At 59.5% G+C, this 23817-nt stretch carries 23 protein-coding genes; 17 read left to right on the top strand and 6 right to left on the bottom strand.

Translation table 11 applies throughout. The features are described from left to right. Window positions 1–15: 15 nt before the first annotated feature. Window positions 16–279, bottom strand: coding sequence for a DUF4404 family protein (locus DLD99_RS19245; protein WP_085713160.1), 264 nt, complete (start codon window positions 277–279; stop codon window positions 16–18). 108 nt (window positions 280–387) lie between these two features. Further along, a complete protein-coding gene (gene pcrP, locus DLD99_RS19240) occupies window positions 388–1008 on the bottom strand; it encodes an HAD superfamily inactivated hydrolase PcrP (RefSeq protein ID WP_114884369.1) in 621 nt (206 codons plus the stop codon). 186 nt (window positions 1009–1194) lie between these two features. Between pcrP and DLD99_RS19235 the strand changes: the two genes are divergently transcribed. From DLD99_RS19235 to rssC, 3 genes are all read left to right on the top strand, one after another. Then, window positions 1195–1884, top strand: coding sequence for an MlaA family lipoprotein (locus DLD99_RS19235; protein WP_085713162.1), 690 nt, complete (start codon window positions 1195–1197; stop codon window positions 1882–1884). Window positions 1885–2207: 323 nt separating this feature from the next. Further along, on the top strand, window positions 2208–3389 hold the full coding sequence (gene rssB / locus DLD99_RS19230; protein WP_085713163.1) for a two-component system response regulator RssB: 1182 nt from the start codon (window positions 2208–2210) through the stop codon (window positions 3387–3389). Beyond that, window positions 3389–3871, top strand: a complete 483-nt coding sequence (gene rssC / locus DLD99_RS19225; protein ID WP_042560140.1) for an anti-sigma factor antagonist RssC — start codon at window positions 3389–3391, stop codon at window positions 3869–3871. Before rssB ends, rssC begins: the two co-directional genes overlap by 1 nt. 72 nt (window positions 3872–3943) lie before the next feature. Here the strand turns inward: rssC and tal are convergent, their stop codons facing one another. Next, window positions 3944–4870, bottom strand: coding sequence for a transaldolase (gene tal / locus DLD99_RS19220; protein ID WP_114884366.1), 927 nt, complete (start codon window positions 4868–4870; stop codon window positions 3944–3946). A 192-nt stretch (window positions 4871–5062) separates the two neighbouring features. Next, window positions 5063–6007, bottom strand: coding sequence for a glycosyl hydrolase family 5 (locus DLD99_RS19215; protein ID WP_114884365.1), 945 nt, complete (start codon window positions 6005–6007; stop codon window positions 5063–5065). 303 nt (window positions 6008–6310) lie between these two features. On the opposite strand from DLD99_RS19215, the gene DLD99_RS19210 reads away from it, so the two are divergent. Genes DLD99_RS19210 through DLD99_RS19175 form a run of 8 tightly spaced genes read left to right on the top strand, consistent with a single transcriptional unit; the run spans window position 6311 to window position 15793 of the window. Then, a complete protein-coding gene (locus DLD99_RS19210) occupies window positions 6311–6751 on the top strand; it encodes a low molecular weight protein-tyrosine-phosphatase (RefSeq protein WP_114884363.1) in 441 nt (146 codons plus the stop codon). Window positions 6752–6789: 38 nt separating this feature from the next. Further along, on the top strand, window positions 6790–9018 hold the full coding sequence (locus tag DLD99_RS19205; protein WP_114884361.1) for a polysaccharide biosynthesis tyrosine autokinase: 2229 nt from the start codon (window positions 6790–6792) through the stop codon (window positions 9016–9018). A gap of 41 nt (window positions 9019–9059) precedes the next feature. Continuing rightward, a complete protein-coding gene (locus DLD99_RS19200) occupies window positions 9060–10142 on the top strand; it encodes a glycosyltransferase (protein ID WP_114884359.1) in 1083 nt (360 codons plus the stop codon). Window positions 10143–10156: 14 nt separating this feature from the next. Beyond that, the gene (locus tag DLD99_RS19195) at window positions 10157–11269 is read left to right on the top strand and encodes a polysaccharide pyruvyl transferase family protein (protein ID WP_114884357.1); all 1113 of its coding nucleotides are present in this window, start codon (window positions 10157–10159) and stop codon (window positions 11267–11269) included. Next, window positions 11266–12498: an MATE family efflux transporter gene (locus DLD99_RS19190; protein WP_114884355.1), complete on the top strand. Its 1233-nt coding sequence runs from the start codon at window positions 11266–11268 to the stop codon at window positions 12496–12498. The genes DLD99_RS19195 and DLD99_RS19190 overlap by 4 nt, the downstream gene beginning before the upstream one ends. Next, window positions 12489–13592, top strand: coding sequence for a hypothetical protein (locus DLD99_RS19185; RefSeq protein ID WP_114884353.1), 1104 nt, complete (start codon window positions 12489–12491; stop codon window positions 13590–13592). Before DLD99_RS19190 ends, DLD99_RS19185 begins: the two co-directional genes overlap by 10 nt. A 12-nt stretch (window positions 13593–13604) precedes the next feature. Further along, complete coding sequence (locus DLD99_RS19180) at window positions 13605–14657, top strand: acyltransferase family protein (protein ID WP_114884351.1); 1053 nt, start codon at window positions 13605–13607, stop codon at window positions 14655–14657. Continuing rightward, a complete protein-coding gene (locus DLD99_RS19175; RefSeq protein WP_114884349.1) occupies window positions 14657–15793 on the top strand; it encodes an SGNH/GDSL hydrolase family protein in 1137 nt (378 codons plus the stop codon). The genes DLD99_RS19180 and DLD99_RS19175 overlap by 1 nt, the downstream gene beginning before the upstream one ends. Before the next feature lie 4 nt (window positions 15794–15797). Here DLD99_RS19175 and DLD99_RS19170 read toward each other — a convergent pair whose 3' ends face one another. Together DLD99_RS19170 and galU are read right to left on the bottom strand one after the other, a co-directional pair. Further along, on the bottom strand, window positions 15798–16208 hold the full coding sequence (locus DLD99_RS19170) for a phosphohexomutase domain-containing protein (protein WP_114884347.1): 411 nt from the start codon (window positions 16206–16208) through the stop codon (window positions 15798–15800). A gap of 31 nt (window positions 16209–16239) precedes the next feature. Continuing rightward, a complete protein-coding gene (gene galU / locus DLD99_RS19165; RefSeq protein ID WP_007951629.1) occupies window positions 16240–17073 on the bottom strand; it encodes a UTP--glucose-1-phosphate uridylyltransferase GalU in 834 nt (277 codons plus the stop codon). 381 nt (window positions 17074–17454) lie between these two features. Here galU and galE point away from each other — a divergent pair, with 381 nt between their 5' ends. From galE to DLD99_RS19135, 6 genes are all read left to right on the top strand, one after another. Next, window positions 17455–18471: a UDP-glucose 4-epimerase GalE gene (galE, locus tag DLD99_RS19160; RefSeq protein WP_114884346.1), complete on the top strand. Its 1017-nt coding sequence runs from the start codon at window positions 17455–17457 to the stop codon at window positions 18469–18471. 228 nt (window positions 18472–18699) lie between these two features. After that, on the top strand, window positions 18700–18936 hold the full coding sequence (locus DLD99_RS19155) for a hypothetical protein (RefSeq protein ID WP_003226528.1): 237 nt from the start codon (window positions 18700–18702) through the stop codon (window positions 18934–18936). An 89-nt stretch (window positions 18937–19025) separates the two neighbouring features. Further along, window positions 19026–20141 carry a polysaccharide export protein gene (locus tag DLD99_RS19150; RefSeq protein WP_114884344.1) on the top strand — a complete coding sequence of 372 codons (1116 nt, stop codon included), beginning with the start codon at window positions 19026–19028 and terminating at the stop codon, window positions 20139–20141. Window positions 20142–20153: 12 nt separating this feature from the next. Continuing rightward, window positions 20154–20819 (top strand): YjbF family lipoprotein, encoded by a 666-nt coding sequence (locus tag DLD99_RS19145; protein WP_114884342.1) that lies wholly within the window; start codon window positions 20154–20156, stop codon window positions 20817–20819. Next, on the top strand, window positions 20816–21580 hold the full coding sequence (locus DLD99_RS19140) for a capsule biosynthesis GfcC family protein (RefSeq protein WP_114884340.1): 765 nt from the start codon (window positions 20816–20818) through the stop codon (window positions 21578–21580). Before DLD99_RS19145 ends, DLD99_RS19140 begins: the two co-directional genes overlap by 4 nt. Then, the gene (locus DLD99_RS19135; protein ID WP_114884338.1) at window positions 21577–23655 is read left to right on the top strand and encodes a YjbH domain-containing protein; all 2079 of its coding nucleotides are present in this window, start codon (window positions 21577–21579) and stop codon (window positions 23653–23655) included. The genes DLD99_RS19140 and DLD99_RS19135 overlap by 4 nt, the downstream gene beginning before the upstream one ends. Window positions 23656–23817 lie beyond the last annotated feature (162 nt).

Genomic DNA, 23817 nt, shown 5'->3' with positions numbered 1-23817 from the left:
TTGTATTTGCGGGTTTCAGATTCCCATGCTGACCAGGGAATTCACGATGTTGCGCAGGGTGCCGGCGATGGTGGGGTGTTCGAGTTCGAAGCGTTCGACGGCCAGGTTCACGCCGTCGGCGAGGTTGGAATCCTGTGTCTTGGTTTCCAGTTCAAGTTCCAGTTCGATCTGTTGCATCAGTGCGTGCAGGTCTGCGCGCTCGGCTTCCGACAGCGGCGGATTCTGATCCAGTTGCTCGCGCAGGGTATTGAGCTGTTCTTGCAGTTCGCGGGCGGGCATGGTGTTTTCCTTTTATCGAGAGGCACTGGCATAGACCGCAGCCGTGCGCCAAAGGTCTATGGCTCTCCTTAAGACTAATCCACTCTGCTGCAACCTGCATGATCCCGGTCAGGGCTTTTCGCCTTTGAGACGGCGCAGGCTGATGTCGGCCAGGCAGGTGTCGAGTTCGCCCAGATGATCGATCACCGAGTGCACGCCCAGGCCGAACAGCTGCACCGTGGCCTTGCCGCGCAGTTGTTCACGTTCTTTCTGGCTGAGGGCTTGCCATTCGTTCGGGGCCAGGCCGCAGAGTGAGCCGCAGGACGCCAGGCCAATCGTCCACAACCCGGCATTCAGGCCCGATTGCAGCAGGCGTGGTTCGCCACTGACCAGCACGCAGCCGTCCAGGCGATCGACATTCAACGTCATCAGGGCTTGCCAGCAGGCATTCGGTGCCGGCCAGGGATTGTGTGTTGCCGAATGTTGCGAAGGTTTGATCCAGCCCGGCAATCCGGATGCAAGCACCTGGGTGAGGGCAGGGGGTAAATCATCGAGCCAGGCGCAGGGGATCAGCTGGCGCTGCAGGCTGTGCAGGCTGTCGAGCGCGCCCGGTGTGGCGTCGGCGTGCTCTGTGCCGGGGCTGGCGTGATGACGGGCGCGGGCGCCGAAGTCCACCAGGCAGCCGCTGAGCCCGAACAGCACGGCTGTCAGGTTGGGTGCTGAAAGGGGCAAGGCTTCGGCTTGAGGCATGGAAAACGTCCCTGAAATAGAAGTCAGGCTAAGCATGGCCGGTGACAGTTGGATGACAAGTGCGTGACGATGCGTCCTACAGAGGTGTTCACGCCGGAAATGCCTAAAACCTTGTTTCCGTCTTATACTGCACCTCTTATGACCGTGGCCCGCATGCCGCGTATGTACAATCCAAGGAGTTTTTCTATGCGCTGGAGCAACCCTCTCGCTCAGCTTTGTGTATGCGCCAGCGTGATGCTGGTTCCGTTCGTTGCCCAGGCGGCAACGGAAGAAGACCCTTGGGAAAGCGTCAACCGTCCGATCTTCCAGTTCAACGATTTCGTCGACACCTACGCGCTGAAACCTCTGGCGCAGGGCTATGAATATGTAACGCCGCAATTCCTGGAAGACGGCATCCACAACATGTTCCGCAACGTCGGTGACATCACCAACCTGGCGAACAATATCCTGCAGGCCAAACCGGCCGCTGCCGGTGTCGACACCGCGCGTCTGATCTTCAACACCACCTTCGGCCTGCTGGGCTTCTTCGATGTGGGCACCAAGATGGGCCTGCAGCGCAGCGACGAAGATTTCGGCCAGACCCTCGGCTACTGGGGTGTCAGCAGCGGTCCGTACGTGATGCTGCCGTTGCTCGGCCCGAGCACCCTGCGTGATGCACCGTCCAAGTACGTGGATACCTACACCGCACCGTACCGCTACATGAACGACATCCCGGCGCGTAACACCATCTACGGCCTGAACATCGTCGACACCCGCGCCAGCCTGCTGTCCAGCGAGAAGCTGATCAGCGGCGACAAGTACACCTTCATCCGCAACGCCTACCTGCAGAACCGCGAGTTCAAGGTCAAGGACGGTCACGTCGAAGACGATTTCTGATTTCGACTTGTGAACCCCGAAAGGCGACCGAAAGGTCGCCTTTTTTTGTCCGCGCGTCCTTTCATTGAGTTACGGTTTCGAACGTTCTTATAACTCTCTGTGATTTGACAAACAAAGTCGTCAAGCGACGATTCGCGCATGCTTGAAACGCTCGAAGGATGGGAGTACCGTCTGCGCCTTAGAAGGGCACCTCTGGTGCATCCGTGTGCGGGGCAAACGCTCCGAAGCGGTGCAGCAGAGAGGCTAGAAAGCGAATCCAGTAGTCTGCGCCGGGCCTTTGCCCCGCCTGCTACGCCAACCTAATTCTGGCGCCGTTTGCCCACATGCCAAAAACCAGTGCCACGCTGCTGATAATCGATGATGACGAAGTAGTGCGCGCGAGCCTCGCGGCCTATTTGGAAGACAGTGGTTTCAGCGTCTTGCAGGCCAGTAACGGCCAGCAGGGACTTCAGGTATTCGAGCAAGACAAGCCCGACTTGGTCATCTGCGATCTGCGCATGCCGCAGATGGGCGGTCTCGAACTCATTCGTCAGGTCACCGAGCGGTCACCACAGACGCCTGTGATCGTGGTTTCCGGTGCCGGCGTGATGAACGACGCGGTCGAGGCCCTGCGCCTGGGCGCGGCGGATTACCTGATCAAGCCTCTCGAAGATTTGGCCGTGCTTGAGCACTCCGTGCGCCGGGCCCTGGATCGAGCGCGTCTGCTGCTGGAAAACCAGCGCTACCGCGAGAAGCTGGAAAAGGCCAACCGTGAGCTCGAAGCCAGCCTGAACCTGCTCCAGGAAGACCAGAACGCCGGTCGCCAGGTGCAGATGAACATGCTGCCGGAAAGCCCCTGGACCATCGACGCGTTCAAGTTCGCCCACCAGATCATCCCGTCGTTGTACCTGTCGGGTGATTTTGTCGACTATTTCCGGGTGGACGAGCGTCGGGTCGCGTTCTATCTGGCGGATGTGTCGGGTCATGGCGCCTCTTCGGCGTTCGTCACGGTGCTGCTGAAGTTCATGACCACGCGCCTGTTGTTCGAGTCCAAGCGCAACGGCACCTTGCCGGAATTCAAGCCTTCGGAAGTCCTTGGTCATATCAACCGGGGGCTGATCAGTTGTAAGCTGGGTAAACACGTCACAATGGTCGGTGGAGTCATCGACGAGGAGACCGGTTTGTTGACCTATAGCATCGGCGGCCATCTGCCGTTGCCTGTGTTGTACACGCCTGACAGTGTTCGCTACCTCGAGGGGCGCGGTCTGCCGGTGGGGCTTTTCAACGAAGCCACCTACGAAGACCACGTGCTCGAGCTGCCACCGACGTTCAGCCTGACGCTGATGTCTGATGGCATTCTGGATCTTTTGCCAGAACCCACACTCAAAGAGAAAGAAGCTGCCTTGCCCCAACGGGTCAAGTCGGCGGGCGGCAGCCTGGATGGCCTGCGGCAGGTTTTTGGATTGGCCACGCTAGGGGAGATGCCGGATGATATCGCCTTGTTGGTGTTGAGCAGGAATCTTTAATGAGTACCGGTAGAATCCAGTTCGCCGAGCAGGATGGCACCTTCGTCCTGAAGTTCGTCGGTGAAGTTCGCCTGACCCTGTGTTCGGCGTTGGATGCGACTATTGAAAAGATCTTCACCGCGCTGAATTTCAACGCGATCGTGATCGATCTGACCGAAACCCGCAGCATCGACAGCACCACGCTGGGCCTGCTGGCCAAGCTGTCGATCCTGTCGCGGCAAAAGGTCGGCCTGCTGCCGACCGTGGTCACCACCCACGACGACATCACCCGTCTGTTGCAATCGATGGGTTTCGAGCAGGTGTTCAATATCGTCAACCATCCCGTGCCTTGCCCGGAATGCCTCGATGACCTGCCGGATCAGGATCAGTCGGAGGAAGTCGTGCGGATCAAGGTGCTGGAAGCGCACAAGATCCTCATGGGCCTGAACGACTCCAACCGCGAAGCCTTCCATGATCTGGTGAATGCCCTCGAAAGGCATTGATTCCCCAGCGATCAGGCACAAAAAAGGGCGAACCTGTGAGGGTTCGCCCTTTTTGCGTTTGCCGTCAGCCCATTACAGCTTGGCTTGCAGCAACGCCTCGAGTTTTTCCTGGTCGCGGGCAAACTGACGGATGCCTTCGGCCAGTTTCTCGGTGGCCATCGCATCTTCGTTGGACAACCAGCGGAACTGCGATTCGTTGAGGCTCAGGCGTGCTTCGCCGGCGTGACCCGGGGCCAGTTTGCGCTCCAGTTTGCCGGTGTCTGCCGCCAGCTTGTCGATCAGGTCCGGGCTGATGGTCAGGCGGTCGCAGCCAGCCAGTTGCTCGATCTGATTGAGGTTGCGGAAGCTCGCGCCCATGACCACAGTCTTGTAGTCATTGGCCTTGTAGTAGTTGTAGATGCGCGTCACCGACTGTACGCCCGGATCATCGGCGCCGGTGTAGTCGTTGCCGTTGGCCTTCTTGTACCAGTCGTAGATGCGGCCCACGAACGGCGAAATCAGGAACACGCCGGCATCGGCGCAAGCGGCGGCCTGGGCGAAGGAGAACAGCAGGGTCAGGTTGGTCTGGATGCCTTCCTTCTCCAGCACTTCGGCGGCACGGATGCCTTCCCAGGTGGAGGCGATCTTGATCAGCACGCGATCGCGACCGACGCCAGCCTTGTCGTACAGCTCGATCAGACGATGCGCACGCTTGAGCATCGCGTCCTTGTCGAACGACAGGCGGGCATCCACTTCGGTGGAGATGCGGCCCGGGATCACTTTGAGGATTTCCTGACCCACCGCGACGCCGAAACGGTCGCTGGCCAGGCCGACATCGCCCTTGCAGTCGCGAACGGCGGCGTTCAGCAGCTCGGCGTAGGCCGGAATGGCCGCCGCCTTGAGCAGCAGAGAAGGGTTGGTGGTGGCGTCGACCGGCTTGACCCGGGCAATCGCTTCGAAGTCGCCGGTGTCGGCAACCACGGTGGTGAACTGTTTGAGTTGTTCCAGCTTGGAAGTCATGAGCGTGCTCTGTCCTATGGGTCTGACGACATTACCCGAGCGCTGACAGCCACTCAAGGGCATGTGAATGTATCGATAGCCCCGCAGGCAACAACCTGAAAACGGCTGTTTGAAAGGGCGGGGCGCGGTATCGATAGATACGATGCCAAATCGCGGCACAGGTTCAAAGCAACTGACTGATGAATGTGGACGCTACTCGGAGTCCAACTGCTTCGTGGCGGCCGCTTCCGCCGGTTTCGGTTGCCCGCTTGCGGTCTGCAAACCGAAGTTCTTCTCCCGGTCATCGCTGCCCGTATCATTGTTTTTCCACTCGTAGATCGACGTCAGTGGAATCTGCAGCCGTTTCACATCGGCAATGAACGCCGCGACTTTGGTGGCCTGCCCGTCGGGACCGCCGTTGGAGGCCAGTGCCGAAATCCCCCATTCACTGATGACGCCCGGCAGGTGGAAATTCTGCTGGATGAAGGTCTGCGCATTGCCGATCTGCGTCGCCGTCATGCCATAGGGATGGTAGGAAATGGCGCTCAGGCATTTGGGATACCCACCGAGAATGCTGTTCAGCGCCACGGTCGAGGCCGAGCCGGCACTCGGTGGCCGGGCGAAGCCGAAACCGATCACGGGAGTTGTGGTGGGATTGTCTTGCAGCGCCTTGCACATCGCGCTCATGAACGGTGCAAACGTAGTGCTGAAATTGCCCGTCGGCCAGTAGGTGTCCAGATCCGGTTCATTCCAGACCTCAATCGCGACCAGTTGAGACCCATATGTCTGTTCCAGGCTGTTCACTGCACTGGCAAAAGCCGCGCCCGCCGTGGCTGGGTCTGTCGACAGCGGTTTGATGGCGCGCACCGTCATCAGCACCGGTAACCCCGCGGATCCGGCGGCGGCAAACGCATCGCCGAGCTGTTTCTGATAGGTCTTGTCGCCCAGGCTGTCGCTCCACGCGCCCAGGCGCACGAAACTGAAGCCCGCTGCCTTGATTTGCGCGGCATCGGAAGCGCTAAAGCTCTGGACCTTGACCTGGATGCCGACCGTTCGGTGGGGCAGTGCGGGGAACAACTCGCTGGCATCGACCTGAGCCGTTGTGCCGAACAACAAAAGGGAAAGGGCGCAGAGACGTTTGAGATGTGCTGCTTTCATGTCTGCTCTCCTGATGAGAAATGACATCTAGCCAATGGTTTATCTCGTTACTTTCATGCGATGCCGAAAAATCCGAAAAGTGCACGAATGTTATTTTTTGTCGGAAAACTTTCAGCGAAAGAAGCGCCGAAAATCACAGTTATTTTTAGTCCGGTAATTCTGGTTGGGTGACTTTTGGACCCCGTGGTACTTAATGCACCGGTACTAACAGGCGAAACTGTTTCCGAGTGCAGGAAAGTCCTGTGGATTCATTTAAGTCCACGGGACATGTTGGCCGAATGACATTACACGGGAAAGTAAACCTTGTTCAAAAAGATCCTTGTCGTCTGCGTCGGCAATATCTGCCGAAGTCCGACAGCAGAACTGTTGCTGCGTAGCGCACTGGCGCCCTCGACCATCACGGTCGCCTCCGCAGGCTTGTCTGCAAGGGTTGGCGAGTCCATGGAGGCAACGGCCCGCAAGGTGCTGGAAGACCGCGGGCAGTGCGCCGAAGGCTTCAAGGCGCGGCAACTGACAGCGGACATCGTCAATGAATCAGACTTGATTCTGGTCATGGAAAAAGAGCATGTAAAACAAGTACTGAAGATTGCCTCTCACGCCAGGGGCAAAGTGTTTCTTCTCGGCAAGTGGCAGAACGAACGAGAAATACAGGATCCGTATCGTCAAGGGCAGGCCGCTTTTATTCATGCCCATGCATTGATTGAAGATGCTGTTGGCTCCTGGGTACAACGCCTCGGGCATTGATGAATATTCTTCAGAACAGTGAATGGTAAGAAAGACTTATGCAGTTACCGTCAGTAGTCGGCACCCGTGACAACGATCAAGACAGTATTGATCTTCTCGGCATATTCGGCAGCTTGATCGATCAGAAATGGTTGATCGGCGCCTTCACCGGCGCGTTCATGATGACCGGCGTCGCCTACGCGATTCTGGCCACGCCGGTGTATCTGGCCAACGCCCTGGTACAGGTCGAACCGAAAAAGAACGACATGCTCGGCTTTTCCGACCTCAACAGCATGCTGGGCGGTCAGTCGCCGTCCGTTACAGAGATCGGCATCATCAAATCCCGCGCGGTGATCGGCAAGACCGTCGACGATCTGCGCCTGGACATCGACGTCACTCCCAATACTTTTCCGGTGATTGGCGGTTTTCTCTCCCGACGCTATCGCGGTGAAACCGAACTCAGCGTCGCGCCGCCACGTTTCGGGCTGAGCAGCTACGCCTGGGGCGGTGAGCGTCTGGAGTTCGCCCGGCTCGATCTGCCCAAGGAACTGCTGGGCAAAAAACTCAGCCTGATCGCCGGCGAGCAGCATCGCTTCCAGTTGTTCGATGACAACGACAATCTGCTGGCAGAAGGCACTGCCGGCGAAGCCTTCGCGCAGGATGGCGTAGAAGGTCAGATCACGCAGCTATTGGCCAACCCCGGCACTCGATTCGAAGTGGTGCGCTACCCGCGGATCGTGACCATTCAGGGTTATCAGGACGCGCTGGATATTTCCGAGCAGGGCAAGGAGTCGGGGATTATCCGTCTGGCCCTGGCCAGCACCGACGCCGCCGAAGCGGTGAAGATCCTCAACAAGATCGCCTCGCTGTACGTGGACCAGAACGTACGCCGTACCTCGGCCGAAGCCGCGCAGAGCCTGGCCTTCCTGCAAAGCCAGTTGCCGCAGGTCAAACGCGACCTGGCCAAGGCCAGCGATGCGCTCAATGCCTACCAGACGCGCGGCAAGACCGTGAACATCTCCCTGGAAACCCAATCGGTGCTCGGCCAGTCCGTCGCACTCGAAACGCGGATTTCCGAGCTGAAAATGCAGCAGGCGGAAATGGATCGCAAGTTCACCAGACAGCATCCGGCCTATCGAGCCCTGATGACCCAGATCGGTGAATTGACCCAGCAACAGAAGTCGCTGGAAGGCAAGGTTGGCGACCTGCCGGCCACGCAACAGGAACTGCTCAACCTGACCCGCGATGTCGAAGTCGCTTCGCAGATCTACACCCAGTTGCTGAACAAATCCCAGGAGCTGGACATCATCCGCGCCGGTGCCGTGGGCAACGTGCGTCTGGTGGATTCGGCGGATGTCGACCTGACCAGTCCGGTCAAGCCGAAGAAAGCCCTGATCGTGCTGATCGCGACCTTCCTCGGTGCCTTTGTCGGCGTGGCGCTGGTGCTGTTGCGCAAATCCCTGAGCAAGGGCCTGGAAGGGCCGGAAGCCATCGAGCAGCTCGGCTTGCCGGTCTACGCATCGATCCCTTACAGCGCCCTGCAACAGGAAGAGGACACCAAAAAAGTCCGTGCCAAAGTCACGGCGGACGCACCGGCCTATCTGCTGGCGCTGCGCAATCCGACGGACCTGTCCATCGAATCGATCCGCAGCCTGCGCACCTGCCTTCACTTTGCGGCGCTGGATTCGACCAACAACCGCATCATGATCTCCGGCCCGAGCCCGCAGGTCGGCAAGACGTTCGTGTCTTCCAACCTCGCGGCGGTCATGGCCCAGAGCGGCCAGCGCGTGGTGCTGATCGATGCCGACATGCGCAAGGGCCATCTGCACAAGTCGCTGAACACGCCGATCACCAACGGTTTGTCGGACCTGCTGGTCAAGCGCTGCACCCTGGAGCAGGCGATCAACAAGGTCGAAGTCGACAACCTGCATTTCATCAGCCGGGGCCAGGTGCCGCCCAATCCTTCCGAACTGCTGATGCACGCCAATTTCCGCGAACTGCTGGCGGAACTCAGCGAGCGCTACGACGTGGTGATCATCGATACGCCACCGCTGCTGGCGGTAACGGACGCGGCGATTGTCGGCCGTGAAGCGGGCATCAGCCTGATCGTCGCGCGCTTCGGGGTGAACCCGGCCAAAGAAGTCGAGCTGACCATTCGCCGCTTCGCCCAGAACGGCATCGAGTTGAAAGGCGCGGTGTTCAACGGCGTCGAGAAGCGTGCGGCCAGTTACTACGGCAACGGGGGCTACGGCTATTACAACTACGAATACGCGTCCGACAAATCCTGAGTTTCAGCGATTGTTCTTACAGGCAACAAAGTGGGTGGGTTGTGAAAAAAATACTGCACGTGGCTGAAACGATAAAAGGTGGCGTGGCGACGGTGATCCGCACGATTTCGGCATCCCCGGAAGATGAGCAGGCCAACTACGAGCTGGTGTATCTGGTGCCGCAGGATCAGGAAAAGGAACTGCACGGCATCGCCCCGCAGCAGATCCGCACCTTCGAGCGAACCGGGCGCAATGTGCCGTCGTTGCTGCGTTTTGCCTGGCGCCTGATGCAAGTGATGCTCAAGGAAAAACCTGATGTGGTGCACCTGCACAGTACGTTTTCCGGGGTGATCGGCCGTTGCGTGTGCGTGCTTTTGCGGCCGTGGCGCAAACCGAAAATCGTCTACTGCCCGCATGCCTTTTCGTTCCTGATGGAAAGCTCGCCGATCAAGCAGAAAGTCTATGCGTGGATCGAGCGTGTGTTGCAGAAGGTCACCGACACGATCATCTGCGTCAGCCAGTACGAGCTGGATAAAGCTGCGGCGTTCGGCATCGAGCGCAAGCGCATGCGGCTGATCTACAACGGCATTCATCCCAAGGATGAGGAGCGTAAAGCCGAGGATCCGCAGCCGATTCATCTGCTGTTCGTCGGCCGGCTCGACTATCAGAAAGGCTTTGACGTACTGCTCAAGGCCTACGCCAAGACCGGGCGCAACGACCTGAAACTGACGGTGGTCGGCAGTGCGGTCAACGAGGCGACGGTCGAGTGCCCGCCAATGGACGGCGTTCAGTACCTACCGTGGGTCACGCCGGCCGAGGTCAACGCGCTGTATCAGCAGGCCGATGCGCTGATCGTCCCGAGTCGCTGGGAAGGTTTTGCCATGGTGCCGCTGGAAGGCATGGCGCTGGGCTTGCCGGTGATCGCCAGCGACTGCACGTCGCTGCCGGAGCTGGTGACCCACGGGGTGTCCGGCTACGTATTCCCCACCGGTGACCACCACGCGCTGGCCGACCGCCTGAAGCAGATCCAGAAACCCGCATTGTCAGCCCTCGGCATCGAAGGCCGGCGCATCGTCCGCGAGCGCTTCAGCGCCGCGTTGATGATCCGCCAGACCTACGACGTGTATTCCGCTCCCTCTTATTAAGTAGAACGCCGCTCATGAACGTAACGATTTTGCATGGCTACAGTGCCTCCAATTCCGGTGATGGTCTGCTGGTCGATCTGGCCATCGCGCTGGTGCAGCGCAACTTTGGCGAAGACACCGCGATCAGCGTCGTGGCCTCCGATCCGGATTCCTTCAAATACCTGCCGCACCCGCGCTTTGACGCGCCGGTCATGGCAGCCAAGGGCCTGGGCCGGGTCAAGCAGGCGGTATTCCTCAATCAGTCCTACGCCGGGCTGGCGGATCTGTTGAAGAAAACCGATCTGATTGTCGGCGTCGGCGGCGGCTATATGCGTTCCAAAAGCGCCTTCGAACACATCAAGCTGAAACTGGGCCACGCCAAGCAACTGGAAACCGCGATCCTCAGCAAAGTCCCGTCGGTGTACCTGCCGCAAAGCATCGGGCCATTCCACGGTGACAGCGACAAGATCGTCGGCCACTACGCCAGTGCCGATGCGGTGTTCGTGCGCGATAACCGCTCCTCGGCGTTGTTCGACGCCTGTGAAAATGTCTACCGCGCACCGGACCTCGCAGTGCAGGCCCTGGCCGGCAAAATCCTGCAGCAACCCAAGTTCACCCGCTGCGCCTCGACGCCGGCCACGGTGTGCGTGGTGCTGCGCAAACCGCCGGCCTGGAGCAAGGAAAAGAAGCTCGCCTACGTGGCCAACCTGAAGGTGCTGCTGCAGCGCTTGAAGAACAAAAGCAAAGTGGTCTGCGCGGTGCAGAGCGCTGTGCGCGGTAACGATGACGGCGCGTTCTATCGCGAACTGGGCATCACCGAAGACCTGCTGCCGTTGAAGGCCACGATTGCCAAATATCAGCCGGACCTGGTGATTTCCGTGCGTCTGCACGGGGCGATTGAATCGCTGCTGTCCGGGGTGCCGGCGTACCACATCAGCTACGAGCGCAAGGGCTTCGGCGCCTATCAGGACATGGGTGTCGAGGACTGGGTGATCAACGGTGGCGACATCGATGTCGACACCATCATCGACACGGTTTACGCGCCTGACGCGCTGTCGAATTTCGGCAAACGCCTGACCGACACCTGCCGTGAAATCGAAGCCAAAACCGTGGCCATGGACGACATCATCAAGGGCGTCATTCGATGATATTCCGCTTGTTGCTGCGCGGCGGAGCACTGGGCGCGAAGTTCCTGCTGGTGCTCGCCATCACCCATTACCTCGGTTACGAGGCGCTGGGCTTTTACGGCGTAGTGGTCGCGGCATCGTTGATCGCGTCGAAGTTCTACAGCGTCGGCTTCAGCTCCGAGATCAATCGGCTGATCAGTGTCGGCGGCAGTTCGAAGCGAGTCGTCGACAAGGTTCTGCTGCTGTACCTGGCCGTGGGACTGCTGTTGTCGGTGCTGACGGTGCTGATCTATTCACTGTTCCAGCAGGTTGAGGCGACGGCGGCACTGATCGCCTGTGTGACCCTGGTCCTGCTGACTGAACACCTGTCGTTCGAAATCAACTCGTTCGTGTTTTCCGCGCAGAAAGCCACGGCGGGGGCGTTGCTGTTCTTCATCAAGACCGGCCTTTGGGCGCTGCTGGCCGTAGGCGGAATGATGCTCGGCTGGGTGTCGGGGATCGCCAGCGTTCTGTGGCTGTGGGTCATCGCCAACGTGTTGGTGATCGTCGCCGGTTACCTGATCGTGGTGAACGTCCATCGCGGGCGCGAAGAAGGGACGCTGGCGACGGCGACCGTGTGGAAAGCCGGGTTGCCATTCTATCTGGGCACCGGCCTGATCGCCGTGAGTCAGTACGCCGAGCGCTTTCTGATCATTGATCTGGAACCCTACGCCAGCCTCGGTAAATACGTGTACGCGTGGTCGGCGGCCAACACCTTGCAGGCGCTGTCCTATGCGGTGGTGGCGGTGGTCGGCATTCCGGTGCTCGCCAAGCGTTACCAGGCCGACCAGCAAGCGTTCACGGTCAGGGAATTGTTCGTGAACAAATGGGTCGCGCGTTCGCTGGTGGTTTCAGCGACAGTCGCGGTGGCGATTTATCTGTTCTTCAATGTCGTGCTCGATTACGTCGGTGCAGCGGTGCCACGTCCGGACAATGGGATTCTTGGCGTGCTGATCTTTTCCTTCGCCCTGCGCGCCATCGGCGACATCGTCTGGGGTGGTTTGATCGCGTCGAAAAACAGCCGGGTATCCCTCGCCAGTTCGGCCCTTTGCCTGCTGATTTCGGTACCGGTCAGCTATGTGCTGATCAAGCACTATTCGATTTATGGCGCGGCCTGGGGCAACGTCTTCGGGATCATCGTGCAGCTCGGCGTGATTGCGCTACTGACCCGTGCAACGCGTGCGAAAAAGGCTGTCGTGTCATGGGCCTGAAACTGCCGTGCATCGAGTTTCGCGGCAAGAAACTCGATTCCTCTCTCTCGTTCCTGATCCTGTTCACCGGCCTGTTTCTGTCGGTGGCCATGCCGCTGCTGATCCCCCGCGATCCCGGCCCGGATGCGATGACCCTTTGGTCGTCCTATGCCCGGGCCGACAACTGCAATTTCTGGAACCCGTTCTCGCCGGATCGCTCGTCCTACGAGTGTTCGGCGTTCCTGCTGCGGCCCACCGGGATCAACCTGACCAACGCCTGGGCCTACGGGATGTTCTGCAATTTCTTCCTCACGGCGATTCCGGTGGTGGTGTTCCGGCGCATGCCGCTGGCGATCTTCGGGACCCTGTGCCTGTGGGGCGTGGTGCGCTCGTTCTTCCTGGAGAACCTGACCAAGGAAATCATCGTGTCGGTGGCGGTGCTGAGCATTCTGTTCAGCTCGCTGACGCGCAAATATCGCGGCGGGTTTTTCCTGTCGGCGGTGATCTACGGCGTGTTGATCCGGCCCTACTGGATCCTGTTTTCGCTGTCCTGGGTCGGCGTTTGCATGATGAAGAAGTACGTGTCGCGCATGACCTTCTTCGTGATGCTGTTCCTGTTCTACCTGGCAGTGGCCATGGCCATCCAGTTGGCGCTGGGCTTTCCGGTGTCGTCGATTCGCGCCAGCAACAACGAACTGCGTACGGCGGGCGAGGAGGGGTCCAAGTCGCTGATCGTCTCGTGGCTCAGCGGCAGCGACTTCGTTTCGCAGGCCCTGGACTCGATGATCATCTTCTTTCGCCTGTCGTTTCCGGTTGAGCTGATGCTGCTGTCCGGCCCGGGCCAGGTGATCTTCGTGGCGCTGATGATCATGACCGCGTTGCTGTTGTTCAAAGTGATCACCTCGACCGATTACAAAGGTGCGCCGATCCAGACCAAACCCAAGGAACTGATCGCGATTCCCCTGGCGTTTCTGCTGGTTCAGGGCTTGTTCGAACCGGACTTCGGCTCCTTCGCCCGACACTTCTCGATGGTGGTGCCGGTGTTGTTCGTGGGCTTGGGCTTGATGCTGCGGGCGAACAAACCGGTGCGGGTCGAATCAAGAATTCTGAATTGAGGCGGGTGCTTTATGTCGAGCAAGAAAAAGTCCCTGGAGATCGAAACCCTGCGCGGGCTCGCTTGCCTGCTGCTGGTGCTCTATCACGTGATCGGCCCGCTGGGCGGCGGTTTGAAAATCGACATCGGCTCACCGTTCCGGGTGATCGCCGATTCCATGGTGTACGTGCGCATGCCGCTGTTCACCTTTATCTCGGGCTACATCTATTCCATCTACAAGATTCGCGGCAATGACTTTTCGGCGTTCTTCACCGGCAAGGTGCGGCGGCTGATCGTGCCGCTGTTTTGCGTGGGCGTGCCGTTCTCGGTGTTGCAGGCAGTGGGGCCGGGCGTGAACAAGGACGTCGGTGTGATCGATGCGCTGTTGTCGTTCTATGTGCCGGTGAACCACTTCTGGTTCCTGCAGGCGGTGTTCATCATCTTCATGTTTGTCGGCCTGCTGGAATGGCGTGGTTTGTTGCGCTCGGCGACGCGTCTGTACCTGCTGTTCGCGTTTTCCGCCGCAGTGTTTCTGTTGCCGCCGTTCAAGTTCGATGCGTTCGGCATCAACGGTGCGACCTATCTGTTGCCGTTCTTTGTGGCGGGGATGATCGGCCAGGAAAATGTCAGTGCGTTGAAGCAACGGTTCAAAGTCGTCGGCCCGTTGGTGTTCGTACTGATTTCCCTGACGCTGTTGTACATCGCCTCGCTGGATCGTGAGTTGATCATCGACCGCCGCAGCCTCATCGGCCTGACGGTGGGGTGCGTGTCCTGCTTCGCGCTGCTGTCGAGTGACATGCGTTCGAAGGCGCTGACCTGGCTCGGTGGTTACTCTTACGCGATTTTCCTGTTTCATGTGTTGTTCGCCGCCACCTCGCGCTCGGTGCTCGGGCGCCTGGGTATCAAGGACGAAAGCGCGCTGGTGTTTTGCGGTGTGGCTTGCGGGTTGCTCGGGCCGGTGCTGTTGTCGACCATTTTCAGCCGGTTCAACTTCACTTCGGTGTTGTTTCTGGGCGAGCGTGCGGCGGCGAAAAAAACGGCGGGGAACGTCTCCCCGACGCCGGTTTCGGCTAAAGGAAGCGCTTGATGGTTGCAGTGGATGACGCAGCGCCGGTCGCGGCCTCGGTGGTCGAAGTCGGCGACGCTCGCGAGCGGTTTGCCCAGTGGCGCGAAGGCAAGGCCGGGAAGGTGTTGTCGGTCTCGGTGATCGGCGACAGTTACAGCGCCGGGCAGGATTTCTATCTGAATAAACTGGTGCAGCGGCTGGTCGGCGAGGTCGGTTTTGCCGGCCCCGGTTATGTCGGTTTCAACCACGGTGCGGCGCTGGGCGGCAGCCATTTCAAGTACACCCGCAGCAGCGAGAAATACTTCGGCGGCGACTGGAAGGTGTCGAACCTCGGCGTGGCCAGTCCTGACAGCCGTACCGTGACCGGAAGTCCCGGTGCATGGCTGCAGGTCGATGCGCATCCGAGCGAAGCGATAAACACCGCCGTCACCCAGGCAAAGTTGCTTTATCTGGGCAACGGCGAATCCAGTGAACTGCGCTATCGCTGGTCGCCTTCGGCGGACTGGCAGCCGCTGAATCTCTCCGGTGCGGGCGTTCAGGAAGTCCCGTTACCGGGTACATCCGCCGCGACGGATTGGTCATTCAGGCTGGAAGTGGTGAAAGGCGCGCCAACCCTGTTCGGTCTATGGATGAGCAACGAGCAGGCCGGTTTGCGGGTGTCGAAACTGGCGGCGTCGGGTGCGGCATCCGGCGATTTCTATCATGCCGATGGTCAATGGCAGACCCAGTGGAAAACGGTGGTGTCGAAGATCCCTGCGGATATCTACCTGATCATGCTCGGCGGTAACGATCAGGGTTTCGGCGTGAAGCCCGAGCAGTACCTGAAGAATGTTCAGGGGCTGGTCGGGATGATCCGCGAGATTCAGCCGGCAGCGAGCGTCAACCTGATCATGCGCCAGGACACCACGCGTTCCAGCGCCTATCCGATGTCGGCCTACGCGCAGGTTCTGGAGCCCTGGGCTCGCGAGCAGCATCTGGGTTTCGCCAATCTGCAATGCGCGTTCGGTACGGACGTCAAACGTTATGCGGCGGCGATGATCGGCCCGGACAAGATACATCCGCTGTCGGCCACAGGAGGGAAGGTGATTGCCGATTACTTCTATCGGATGATCGTCGGCGGCAACCACGGGACTTCCTGCGGCGCCGCCTCGGAATAAGAACTCAACCCTTGTCGAAGGTGTCGACGTGACCCAGAAGCTCTGCGGTCTTCTGCGGCATCAACTGCGTCACGCAACGGGTCTCCACATTGATGATGATCGCCGGCTCGTTGCAGCAGAGGCGCACGCGGAATCGCCAGTCGCCGAGAATCACCTTCAGGCCGTCGCGGTCATCGACCTCCAGCGCCTGCTCGCCGTAGATCCGTTTCAGATGAGCGAGCAGGGGATAGGGATCGCGCAGCGGCCGGCGGATGTCTCCGGACGATGGAAACATGCCGATCCGCTCCACCAGCAGGATGGTCCCGAGCCAGGATTCGTTGGCGCTGGGCAACGGCTGATGACGAGACAACCAGCTCATCACCCCGAGGTTGTCCACCTCCCGTTCAATGTCTGTCGAATGTTGTGCAATGTTCATGGTTGCCTCGTCGGAGATGCGCGGGCGCCTTTCAGCGGCCCTTGAGGTAGACGTTGTCGTAGCAGAAGTTGGTCGCCTGCAGGTAACCCTCGGCGTCACCGCAGTCGAAGCGCAGACCCTTGAACTTGTAGGCCAGCACGCAACCGTTCTGCGCCTGTTTCATCAGGGCGTCGGTGATCTGGATTTCGCCACCCTTGCCGGGCTCGGTGTCGGCGATCAGGTCGAAGATATCGGGCGTCAGGATGTAGCGGCCGATGATCGCCAGGTTCGACGGAGCGTCCTGCGGCGCGGGTTTTTCCACCATGTGATTGACCCGGTAGATGCCCTCGGAAATCGCCTCGCCGGCGATCACGCCGTACTTGTGGGTCTGGTCCCGGGGGACTTCCTGGATGGCCACGATCGAGCAGCGGAATTTCTTGTAGAGCTCGATCATCTGGGTGAGCACGCCGTCACCTTCCAGGTTCAGGCACAGGTCGTCGGCCAGGACCACGGCGAAGGGCTCGTCGCCGATCAATGGGCGACCGCTGAGGATCGCGTGGCCCAGGCCTTTCATTTCCACCTGACGGGTGTAGGAGAAGGTGCAGGTATCGATCAGCTCGCGAGTGCCGGCCAGGAACTTCTCTTTTTCGGTGCCGCGAATCTGGTGTTCGAGTTCGTAGCTGATGTCGAAGTGGTCTTCCAGTGCACGCTTGCCCCGACCGGTGACGATCGCCATGTGCTGCAGGCCGGCGTCCCGCGCTTCTTCAACGGCGTATTCGATCAACGGCTTGTTGACGATCGGCAGCATCTCTTTTGGCATGGCTTTGGTGGCCGGCAAGAAACGCGTGCCGTAGCCGGCAGCGGGGAACAAACATTTACGAATCATAGAAGTTTCCTGGACATTCATGGCATACAGCCATCGGTTACATTGCAATAAGGAAAAGTTGCAAGTTGATGAAGCTGTACTTTAATACCTGAGTCAGGTTATGAGTGACAACGTTAGCTTAGTGTAAAAGGGGGTAATGTTATTAGATGTCGGCTTGATAAATAACAGTTATTTTTAGTCGGTATCTGTTGATAGTGGTGAAAGTGCGGGAGTGCTAATAAGTACCGGGCAATACAGTTTGGCCTTTAAAAATATTTTTGGCCAGCGATGGAACTGTTTTTGTTTTGGGTTGTTGTCGCCCTGTTTGTGTGAAGCAAGACACACATTAAACAAGTTGGGCTTGACACGCTAGTTGGCACTTTTCCCACTATGGACCGCGCTATGAAGATTCTGGTAACGGGTGGCGCCGGGTATATCGGCTCGCACACCACACTCGCATTGCTTGAAGCAGGTTATGAAGTTGTCGTTCTGGATAATCTTTGCAACAGCAGCGACGCGGCACTCCACGCCGTGGAAGGCATTTGCGGCAAAAGTGCACTGATGATTCGCGGCGATGTGTGCGACCGGGCGTTGCTGGACCGGATATTCCAGCAGCATTCAATTGACGCCGTCCTGCATTTTGCCGGGCTTAAAGCGGTCGGCGAGAGCGTGCGCAAGCCGCTCGAGTATTACGAAACCAACGTCAGCGGCAGCATCACGCTGTGCCAGGCGATGGCGGCGGCGGGGGTCTTCCGGCTGGTGTTCAGTTCTTCGGCCACTGTTTACGGCGAGCCTGAGCAGATGCCGATCCGCGAGGATTTTCCTACCGGCATTCCGACCAATCCCTACGGCCAATCCAAGCTGATCGTCGAAAACGTGCTGCGTGACCTGAGCCAGGCCGAGCCGCGCTGGAGCATCGCGCTGCTGCGTTACTTCAACCCGATCGGCGCCCATGACAGCGGCCACATGGGCGAAGACCCGAGCGGCATCCCCAATAACCTGCTGCCGTACATCAGCCAGGTAGCGGTCGGCAGCCTCCAGGAGTTGTCGGTCTTCGGCGACGACTACCCCACGGCAGACGGCACCGGCGTGCGCGATTACATCCACGTCGTCGATCTGGCGGACGGGCACCTGAAGGCCTTGCAGGCCATCGACGGGCGCACCGGTATTCATACCTGGAACCTCGGCACCGGCGACGGTTACAGCGTGATGCAAGTGCTGCGAGCCTTCGAACAGGCGTGCGGCAAGCCAGTGCCGTTTCGGGTGATGCCACGGCGTTCGGGCGATATTGCCGAGAGTTGGGCCGACGCTTCCAAAGCGGAAAAAGAACTGGGCTGGAAAGCCACACGCAACTTGCAGGACATGGTTACCGATACCTGGCGCTGGCAGTCGAATCATCCTAACGGCTATCTGGAATGATGGCCTTTTAGTCCAATGTTATTTTCGGTCAGGTTGTTAGATATCGTCGGGAAATTACACTGGCAATGCCTTTTGCAAGTCCGTAGATATAAACCTGCCGTTCGACTTTTATCAGTTGCGTAGGACTGTGAAAGAACAACGGATCTTGTTCGCGCTTTTTGCGACTTGAACTCTACCACCTCTAACGAAACACCTGATGTAACGGTGCAATGTTAGAAAGGAGTTGATATGAAAAAAGTGATGGCGATTGCCTTGTTGACGATGTTGAGCAACTGGGCATCCGCAGCTGAAGCGCCGCTTACAGCGGTAACCAATGTATCGGGCAGTGTCGCGGCTTCTACAGCGCCTGCTGCCAGTACTGCAATGGTTGCCAGTGCCGTAGCGGCGTCCAACAGTGGTGGAAGTGCCAACGGCGGTACAACGGGTACCACCGGTACCACGGGTACAACCGGCACGCACAACTAACTGAAGTAACTGTTGGTGCAGTACAAGGTCGCCCGACGAAAGTCGGGTGACTTTGTTTTGGATTCGCCCTTGAATAGCGTAGTGCCATTATGACTCGTAGTTTTTCTCTTTTAATGCTGGCAAGTCTCGCTCTGCAAGGTTGCATGTTTTCCCCCGGTCAACACCTGAGCACCTTTGGCATTACCCGCCAGGGCGCCAGTGAAAGCAGCCGGGTCGAGTTGATTCCGATCACCCCCAAGCTGATCTCCATGAACCGCGCCACGCAGAAGCGTGAGTCAGTGCCCACGGAATTGCTGGCGACGCCGGCCGAGTACCGCATCGGCAACAACGACGTGCTGTACATCACTGTGTGGGATCACCCCGAGCTGACCGCGCCGTCGGGTGCGCAGCAGCAGATCGACGCCAACGGCCGTCTGGTGCGCTCCGACGGCACGCTGTATTACCCGTACATCAAGGAAGTCCAGGCCGCCGGCCGGACCATCCAGCAACTGCGCGACGACATCGAACAACGGCTGTCGGCGTTCATCGCCGAGCCGCAAGTGGACGTGGCCGTGTTGCGTTTCGCCAGCCAGAAAGTCGTGGTCACCGGTGCGGTCGCCAAGGCTGGCCCGCAAGCGATTTCCACCAACCCGCTGAGCGTGGTCGAAGCCCTCGGTTCGGCGGGGATCGACACCAACAATGCCGACCTGTCCGGCTTGTTGCTGACGCGCAACGGGCGGGTCTATCCGCTGAATCTGGATACCCTCAATCAACAGGATTCCGAGTTGCAGAACGTCTACCTCCAGGGTGGCGACAAACTGTACCTGCCGTACAACGACAACAAGCGCATCTACGTGATGGGCGAGGTCAACCAGCCGCGCGCCCTGAGCTTCAAGACGGCGACCATGAACCTGTCCGACGTGCTCGGCTCGGTCGGCGGCCTGAGCCAGACCACCGCCAACGGCAATGCCGTGTACGTCATTCGCGGGGTGGAAAACCTCGATGTCGAACCGGCAAAAATCTATCAACTGGAAGCCGAATCGCCCACCGCCATGGTCCTCGCCACGCACTTCGAAGTGCGCCCCCAGGACGTTGTTTATGTAGGGCCTGCCAACGTGACTCGCTGGAACCGTCTGATCAGCCAGTTGGTGCCGTCGGCATCGATTGTCGGCACCGGCGCTTCCGCTGCGAAGAACTGGAGCGAATTCACCAACAACAGCAAATAAGGCCCGCCGACTTTGAAAACCTTGAATGTTGGCGTCTGCCTGATGGCGGCCTTGTTGCTGGGTGGCTGTAATCCGCTGATGGTTGCGTCGGTGACCAACCTCAAGTCGGCGGTGGTCGGCCCGGATGATATCGACGTGACGCCGGCCCAGGTGGCCGAGGTCAATTATCCGCAACTCAAACTCACCACGCCGTCCGGTTCCGGTGTGCTGGCGCTGGTGCGCAAGCGCGATGACCTGCAGTTCTGGGTGGCGTCCGGCAAGCAGGTCCTGCTGCTGCGCGACGGTCTCGCGGTGCGCAGCATCGGCTTGGGCGCGGAGGGTGATCTGGACGGCACGCGGCTGTCCGATGCCTCGCCGTTCAAACGCGGTCTGCAACACGTTACCGATGGCCAGACCAGCCAGCGCTGGATCGATCTCTACAAGGGCCAGGAAGTCGGGCTGATCGTCAACAGCCGCTTCACCCGCAAATCCGTGGAAACCCTGAAGATTCTGAACAAGGAATACGCCGTGCTGCGTGTCGATGAACGTATCGACGTCCCGGCCATCGGCCTGCGGGCGACCAACCGTTATTGGGTGGATCCGGTGGACGGTTTCATTGTGCAGAGCGAGCAGCAACTGACCTCGCAACTGCGAGTGAAGATCGTGCAACTGACCCCTGATCGCAGGCATCTGCCATGAAGCGCTTGAGGGTTCTGTCGGCGGGTTTGATGTTGCTTGCCGGCGCAAGTCAGGCGGCGGTCACGGTCAGCGGCGATGTGGCCAACCCCGGGCCGGTAGCGTTGCCGCCGGGCGGCCGTTTGACCGATGTGATCAGCGAGGCTGTGCCTAACGCCGAGGGTTACTGGCTGGCCGGTGTGCTGCTGCGTCAGTCATTGCTGGAGGAGCAGACCCGGCTCAAGGTCGGCGTGCTGTTCGATCTGGACGTGTTGCAGCGCATGGCCGATCTGTTCGACCGACCGAGCCGCAAAGCCCTGGCGGTGCGCATGGCCGAGGACGTGCGGCAGATGCCGGTCACCGGGCGCCAGATCGCGGACCTGGACCCGGTGGCGCTGGAAGTCGGCTTCGCCCGCAACATTCGTCTGGACGATGGCGATCGCCTGATCTACCCGCAGCGGGTCGACGAAGTGGAAGTGCTCGGCGCCGTCGCCGGGACCTGCCGGCTGCCTTATCAACCGTTGCTCGAGGCCCGTGAATACCTCAGCAGTTGCGTGCTGCTGGAGGACGATGCCGACGCCGATTACCTGTGGCTGATCCAGCCCAACGGGGTTTCGCGGCGCGTTGGCATTGCTCACTGGAATCGTGAGAGCGGGCAGTTTCCCGTTGCCGGCAGCAAGATTCTGGTGCCGTTGAAAAACGATGATCTGGATCCGCCTATCCCTGAGCTGAATCAGCAGTTGGCCGAATTTATTGCCACGCAGTTGGCTGAGGTGGTTCGTTGAATTTGCGTTTTGCAGCTGTGTTGTTATTGCCGTGCGGCCTGGTCCATGCCGAGCCGCGTATTACCCAGGGCGATTTCGGTGGCACCGGTCTATTGCAGACGCCCACCGCGCGCATGTCCCCGGCCGGCGAGTTGAGCGTCAACGCCAACCGCACCGAGCCCTACAGCCGCTACAGCGTTTCGTTGCAGCCGCTGGACTGGCTCGAAGGTTCGTTTCGCTACACCGCCATCACCAACCGCCCGTACGGCCCGGAATCCATGAGCGGCAACCAGAGCTATAAGGACAAGGCGGTCGACGTCAAAGTCCGGCTCTGGGAGGAAACCCATTGGGCGCCCGACGTCGCTCTGGGCTTCCGGGACGTCGGCGGTACGGGTTTGTTCGCCAGTGAATTCCTGGTGGCCAACAAGCGCTACGACAACCTGGATTTCAGCGCCGGCATCGCCTGGGGCTACATCGGTAATCGCGGCGACATCGACAACCCGTTCGGCTATCTCGATGATCGCTTCAAGACGCGCCCGTCCCTGAAAGGCACCGGTGACGTCAACGCTGGTTCGTACTTTCGCGGCCAGCCGTCGTTCTTCGGCGGCGTGAGTTACCAGACGCCCTGGGATCGCCTGAGCCTGAAACTCGAATACGAAGGCAACGATTACAAACACGAACCCAAGGACAACGTGATCAAGCAGGACTCGCCGATCAACCTTGGCGCGGTGTTCAAGGTGACGGACTCCCTCGACGTGAGCGCCGCGTGGGAGCGGGGCAACACGGCGATGTTCGGCGTCACCTTCCACACCAATTTCGCCAGCCGCAAGGCGCCGGCCAAGACCTTCGATCCACCGCCGGAACCGCTGCCGGCGAAGGCCCCGAGCACCTCGATGGATCAGGTTGACTGGGCCAATGTTTCGCAACGCCTGCAACAGAATGCGGGCTACCGGGTCGAGCGCATTGCCCAGCGCGATTCCGAATTGATCGTGTACGGTGAGCAGCAGCGCTACTTCCATTCCTCCAAAGCGGTGGGGCGTGCGAGCCGGGTGCTGGACAACAGCGTCAACGACGACATCGACTGGTTCACCCTGGTGAACAAGCGCTACGACCTGCCGCTGGAAGAAACCAGCGTGCCGCGCCAGACCTTCCGCGAAGTGATCAACAACGAAGAACCGCTGCAGACGTTGCACCGCACCACCGAGGTCAACCCGGCGATGCCGCACAACGAGAAGACGCTCTACACCCAGCCGCTGCAGCACTTCAGTTATGGCGCCGGCCTGGGCTTCAAGCAGAACGTCGGTGGCCCGGATGGCTTGCTCTATCAATTCAGTGCGGATCTGGACGCGGAGTTCCGCTTCAACCGCAACACCTGGTGGAGCGGCATGCTCAGCCAGAACCTGACGAACAACTTCGACAAGTTCAAATACGACGCACCCAGCGGCTTGCCGCGTGTGCGCACGGACTTGCGTCAGTACCTGACCACGTCCGACACCACGATGCCGTTATTTCAGGTCAGCCACGCCGAGCAACTGGACAAGGATCTGTACGGCATGGTCTACGGCGGTTATCTGGAGTCGATGTTCGCCGGTGTCGGCGGCGAGGTGCTGTTCCGTCCGACCGGCGAGCGCTGGGCGATCGGTGCGGACCTGAATTACGTGCGTCAGCGTGAATTCGATCAGGGTTTCGGCCTGCGTGATTATTCGGTGCTGACCGGCCATATCACTGGTTACACGGATCTGCCTTACGAAACACTGGCGGCGGTCAGCGTCGGGCGTTATCTGGCCGGCGACTTTGGCGGCACGCTGGATATCTCCCGGGAGTTTTCCAACGGCGTGCGCTTCGGTGCGTGGGCGACCATCACCACGGCGGGCAGTACGGAATACGGAGAAGGTAGCTTCGACAAGGGCATTTATCTGTCGATTCCGTTCGACGAGATGATGAGCATGTCGACCATGCGCCGGGCCAACCTGGTCTGGGCGCCGCTGACCCGTGACGGTGGTGCGAGACTCAGCCGCAGCTTCCAGCTGCACTCCATGACCGATAGCCGTGAAGACGACATGTTCTATCGCAACTTCGGGAAGATTACCGAGTAGGTCCGGGAGACCGGGAAGCCAAAAACGGGAGCCCTTCGGCTCCCGTTTTGGTTTGTGGTGGATGCCTTTGTTGATCGTTCCAGCGTTGCCACAGGTTATTGGGTAATGTCTGACCTTCGGCATTACCCGGAACCTTGTGGGAGCGAGCCTGCTCGCGATTGA

The sequence above is a fragment of the Pseudomonas kribbensis genome, assembly GCF_003352185.1.
GTDB lineage: Bacteria > Pseudomonadota > Gammaproteobacteria > Pseudomonadales > Pseudomonadaceae > Aquipseudomonas > Aquipseudomonas kribbensis.
This window is presented reverse-complemented; position numbering and strand designations above follow the sequence as displayed.

Coding starts and splice junctions, on each gene's coding strand:
- DLD99_RS19245 (WP_085713160.1), bottom strand. CDS start 279: ATGCCCGCCCGCGAACTGCAAGAACAGCTCAATACCCTGCGCGAGCAA.
- pcrP (WP_114884369.1), bottom strand. CDS start 1,008: ATGCCTCAAGCCGAAGCCTTGCCCCTTTCAGCACCCAACCTGACAGCC.
- DLD99_RS19235 (WP_085713162.1), top strand. CDS start 1,195: ATGCGCTGGAGCAACCCTCTCGCTCAGCTTTGTGTATGCGCCAGCGTG.
- rssB (WP_085713163.1), top strand. CDS start 2,208: ATGCCAAAAACCAGTGCCACGCTGCTGATAATCGATGATGACGAAGTA.
- rssC (WP_042560140.1), top strand. CDS start 3,389: ATGAGTACCGGTAGAATCCAGTTCGCCGAGCAGGATGGCACCTTCGTC.
- tal (WP_114884366.1), bottom strand. CDS start 4,870: ATGACTTCCAAGCTGGAACAACTCAAACAGTTCACCACCGTGGTTGCC.
- DLD99_RS19215 (WP_114884365.1), bottom strand. CDS start 6,007: ATGAAAGCAGCACATCTCAAACGTCTCTGCGCCCTTTCCCTTTTGTTG.
- DLD99_RS19205 (WP_114884361.1), top strand. CDS start 6,790: ATGCAGTTACCGTCAGTAGTCGGCACCCGTGACAACGATCAAGACAGT.
- DLD99_RS19195 (WP_114884357.1), top strand. CDS start 10,157: ATGAACGTAACGATTTTGCATGGCTACAGTGCCTCCAATTCCGGTGAT.
- DLD99_RS19190 (WP_114884355.1), top strand. CDS start 11,266: ATGATATTCCGCTTGTTGCTGCGCGGCGGAGCACTGGGCGCGAAGTTC.
- DLD99_RS19185 (WP_114884353.1), top strand. CDS start 12,489: ATGGGCCTGAAACTGCCGTGCATCGAGTTTCGCGGCAAGAAACTCGAT.
- DLD99_RS19180 (WP_114884351.1), top strand. CDS start 13,605: ATGTCGAGCAAGAAAAAGTCCCTGGAGATCGAAACCCTGCGCGGGCTC.
- DLD99_RS19175 (WP_114884349.1), top strand. CDS start 14,657: ATGGTTGCAGTGGATGACGCAGCGCCGGTCGCGGCCTCGGTGGTCGAA.
- DLD99_RS19170 (WP_114884347.1), bottom strand. CDS start 16,208: ATGAACATTGCACAACATTCGACAGACATTGAACGGGAGGTGGACAAC.
- galU (WP_007951629.1), bottom strand. CDS start 17,073: ATGATTCGTAAATGTTTGTTCCCCGCTGCCGGCTACGGCACGCGTTTC.
- galE (WP_114884346.1), top strand. CDS start 17,455: ATGAAGATTCTGGTAACGGGTGGCGCCGGGTATATCGGCTCGCACACC.
- DLD99_RS19155 (WP_003226528.1), top strand. CDS start 18,700: ATGAAAAAAGTGATGGCGATTGCCTTGTTGACGATGTTGAGCAACTGG.
- DLD99_RS19150 (WP_114884344.1), top strand. CDS start 19,026: ATGACTCGTAGTTTTTCTCTTTTAATGCTGGCAAGTCTCGCTCTGCAA.
- DLD99_RS19140 (WP_114884340.1), top strand. CDS start 20,816: ATGAAGCGCTTGAGGGTTCTGTCGGCGGGTTTGATGTTGCTTGCCGGC.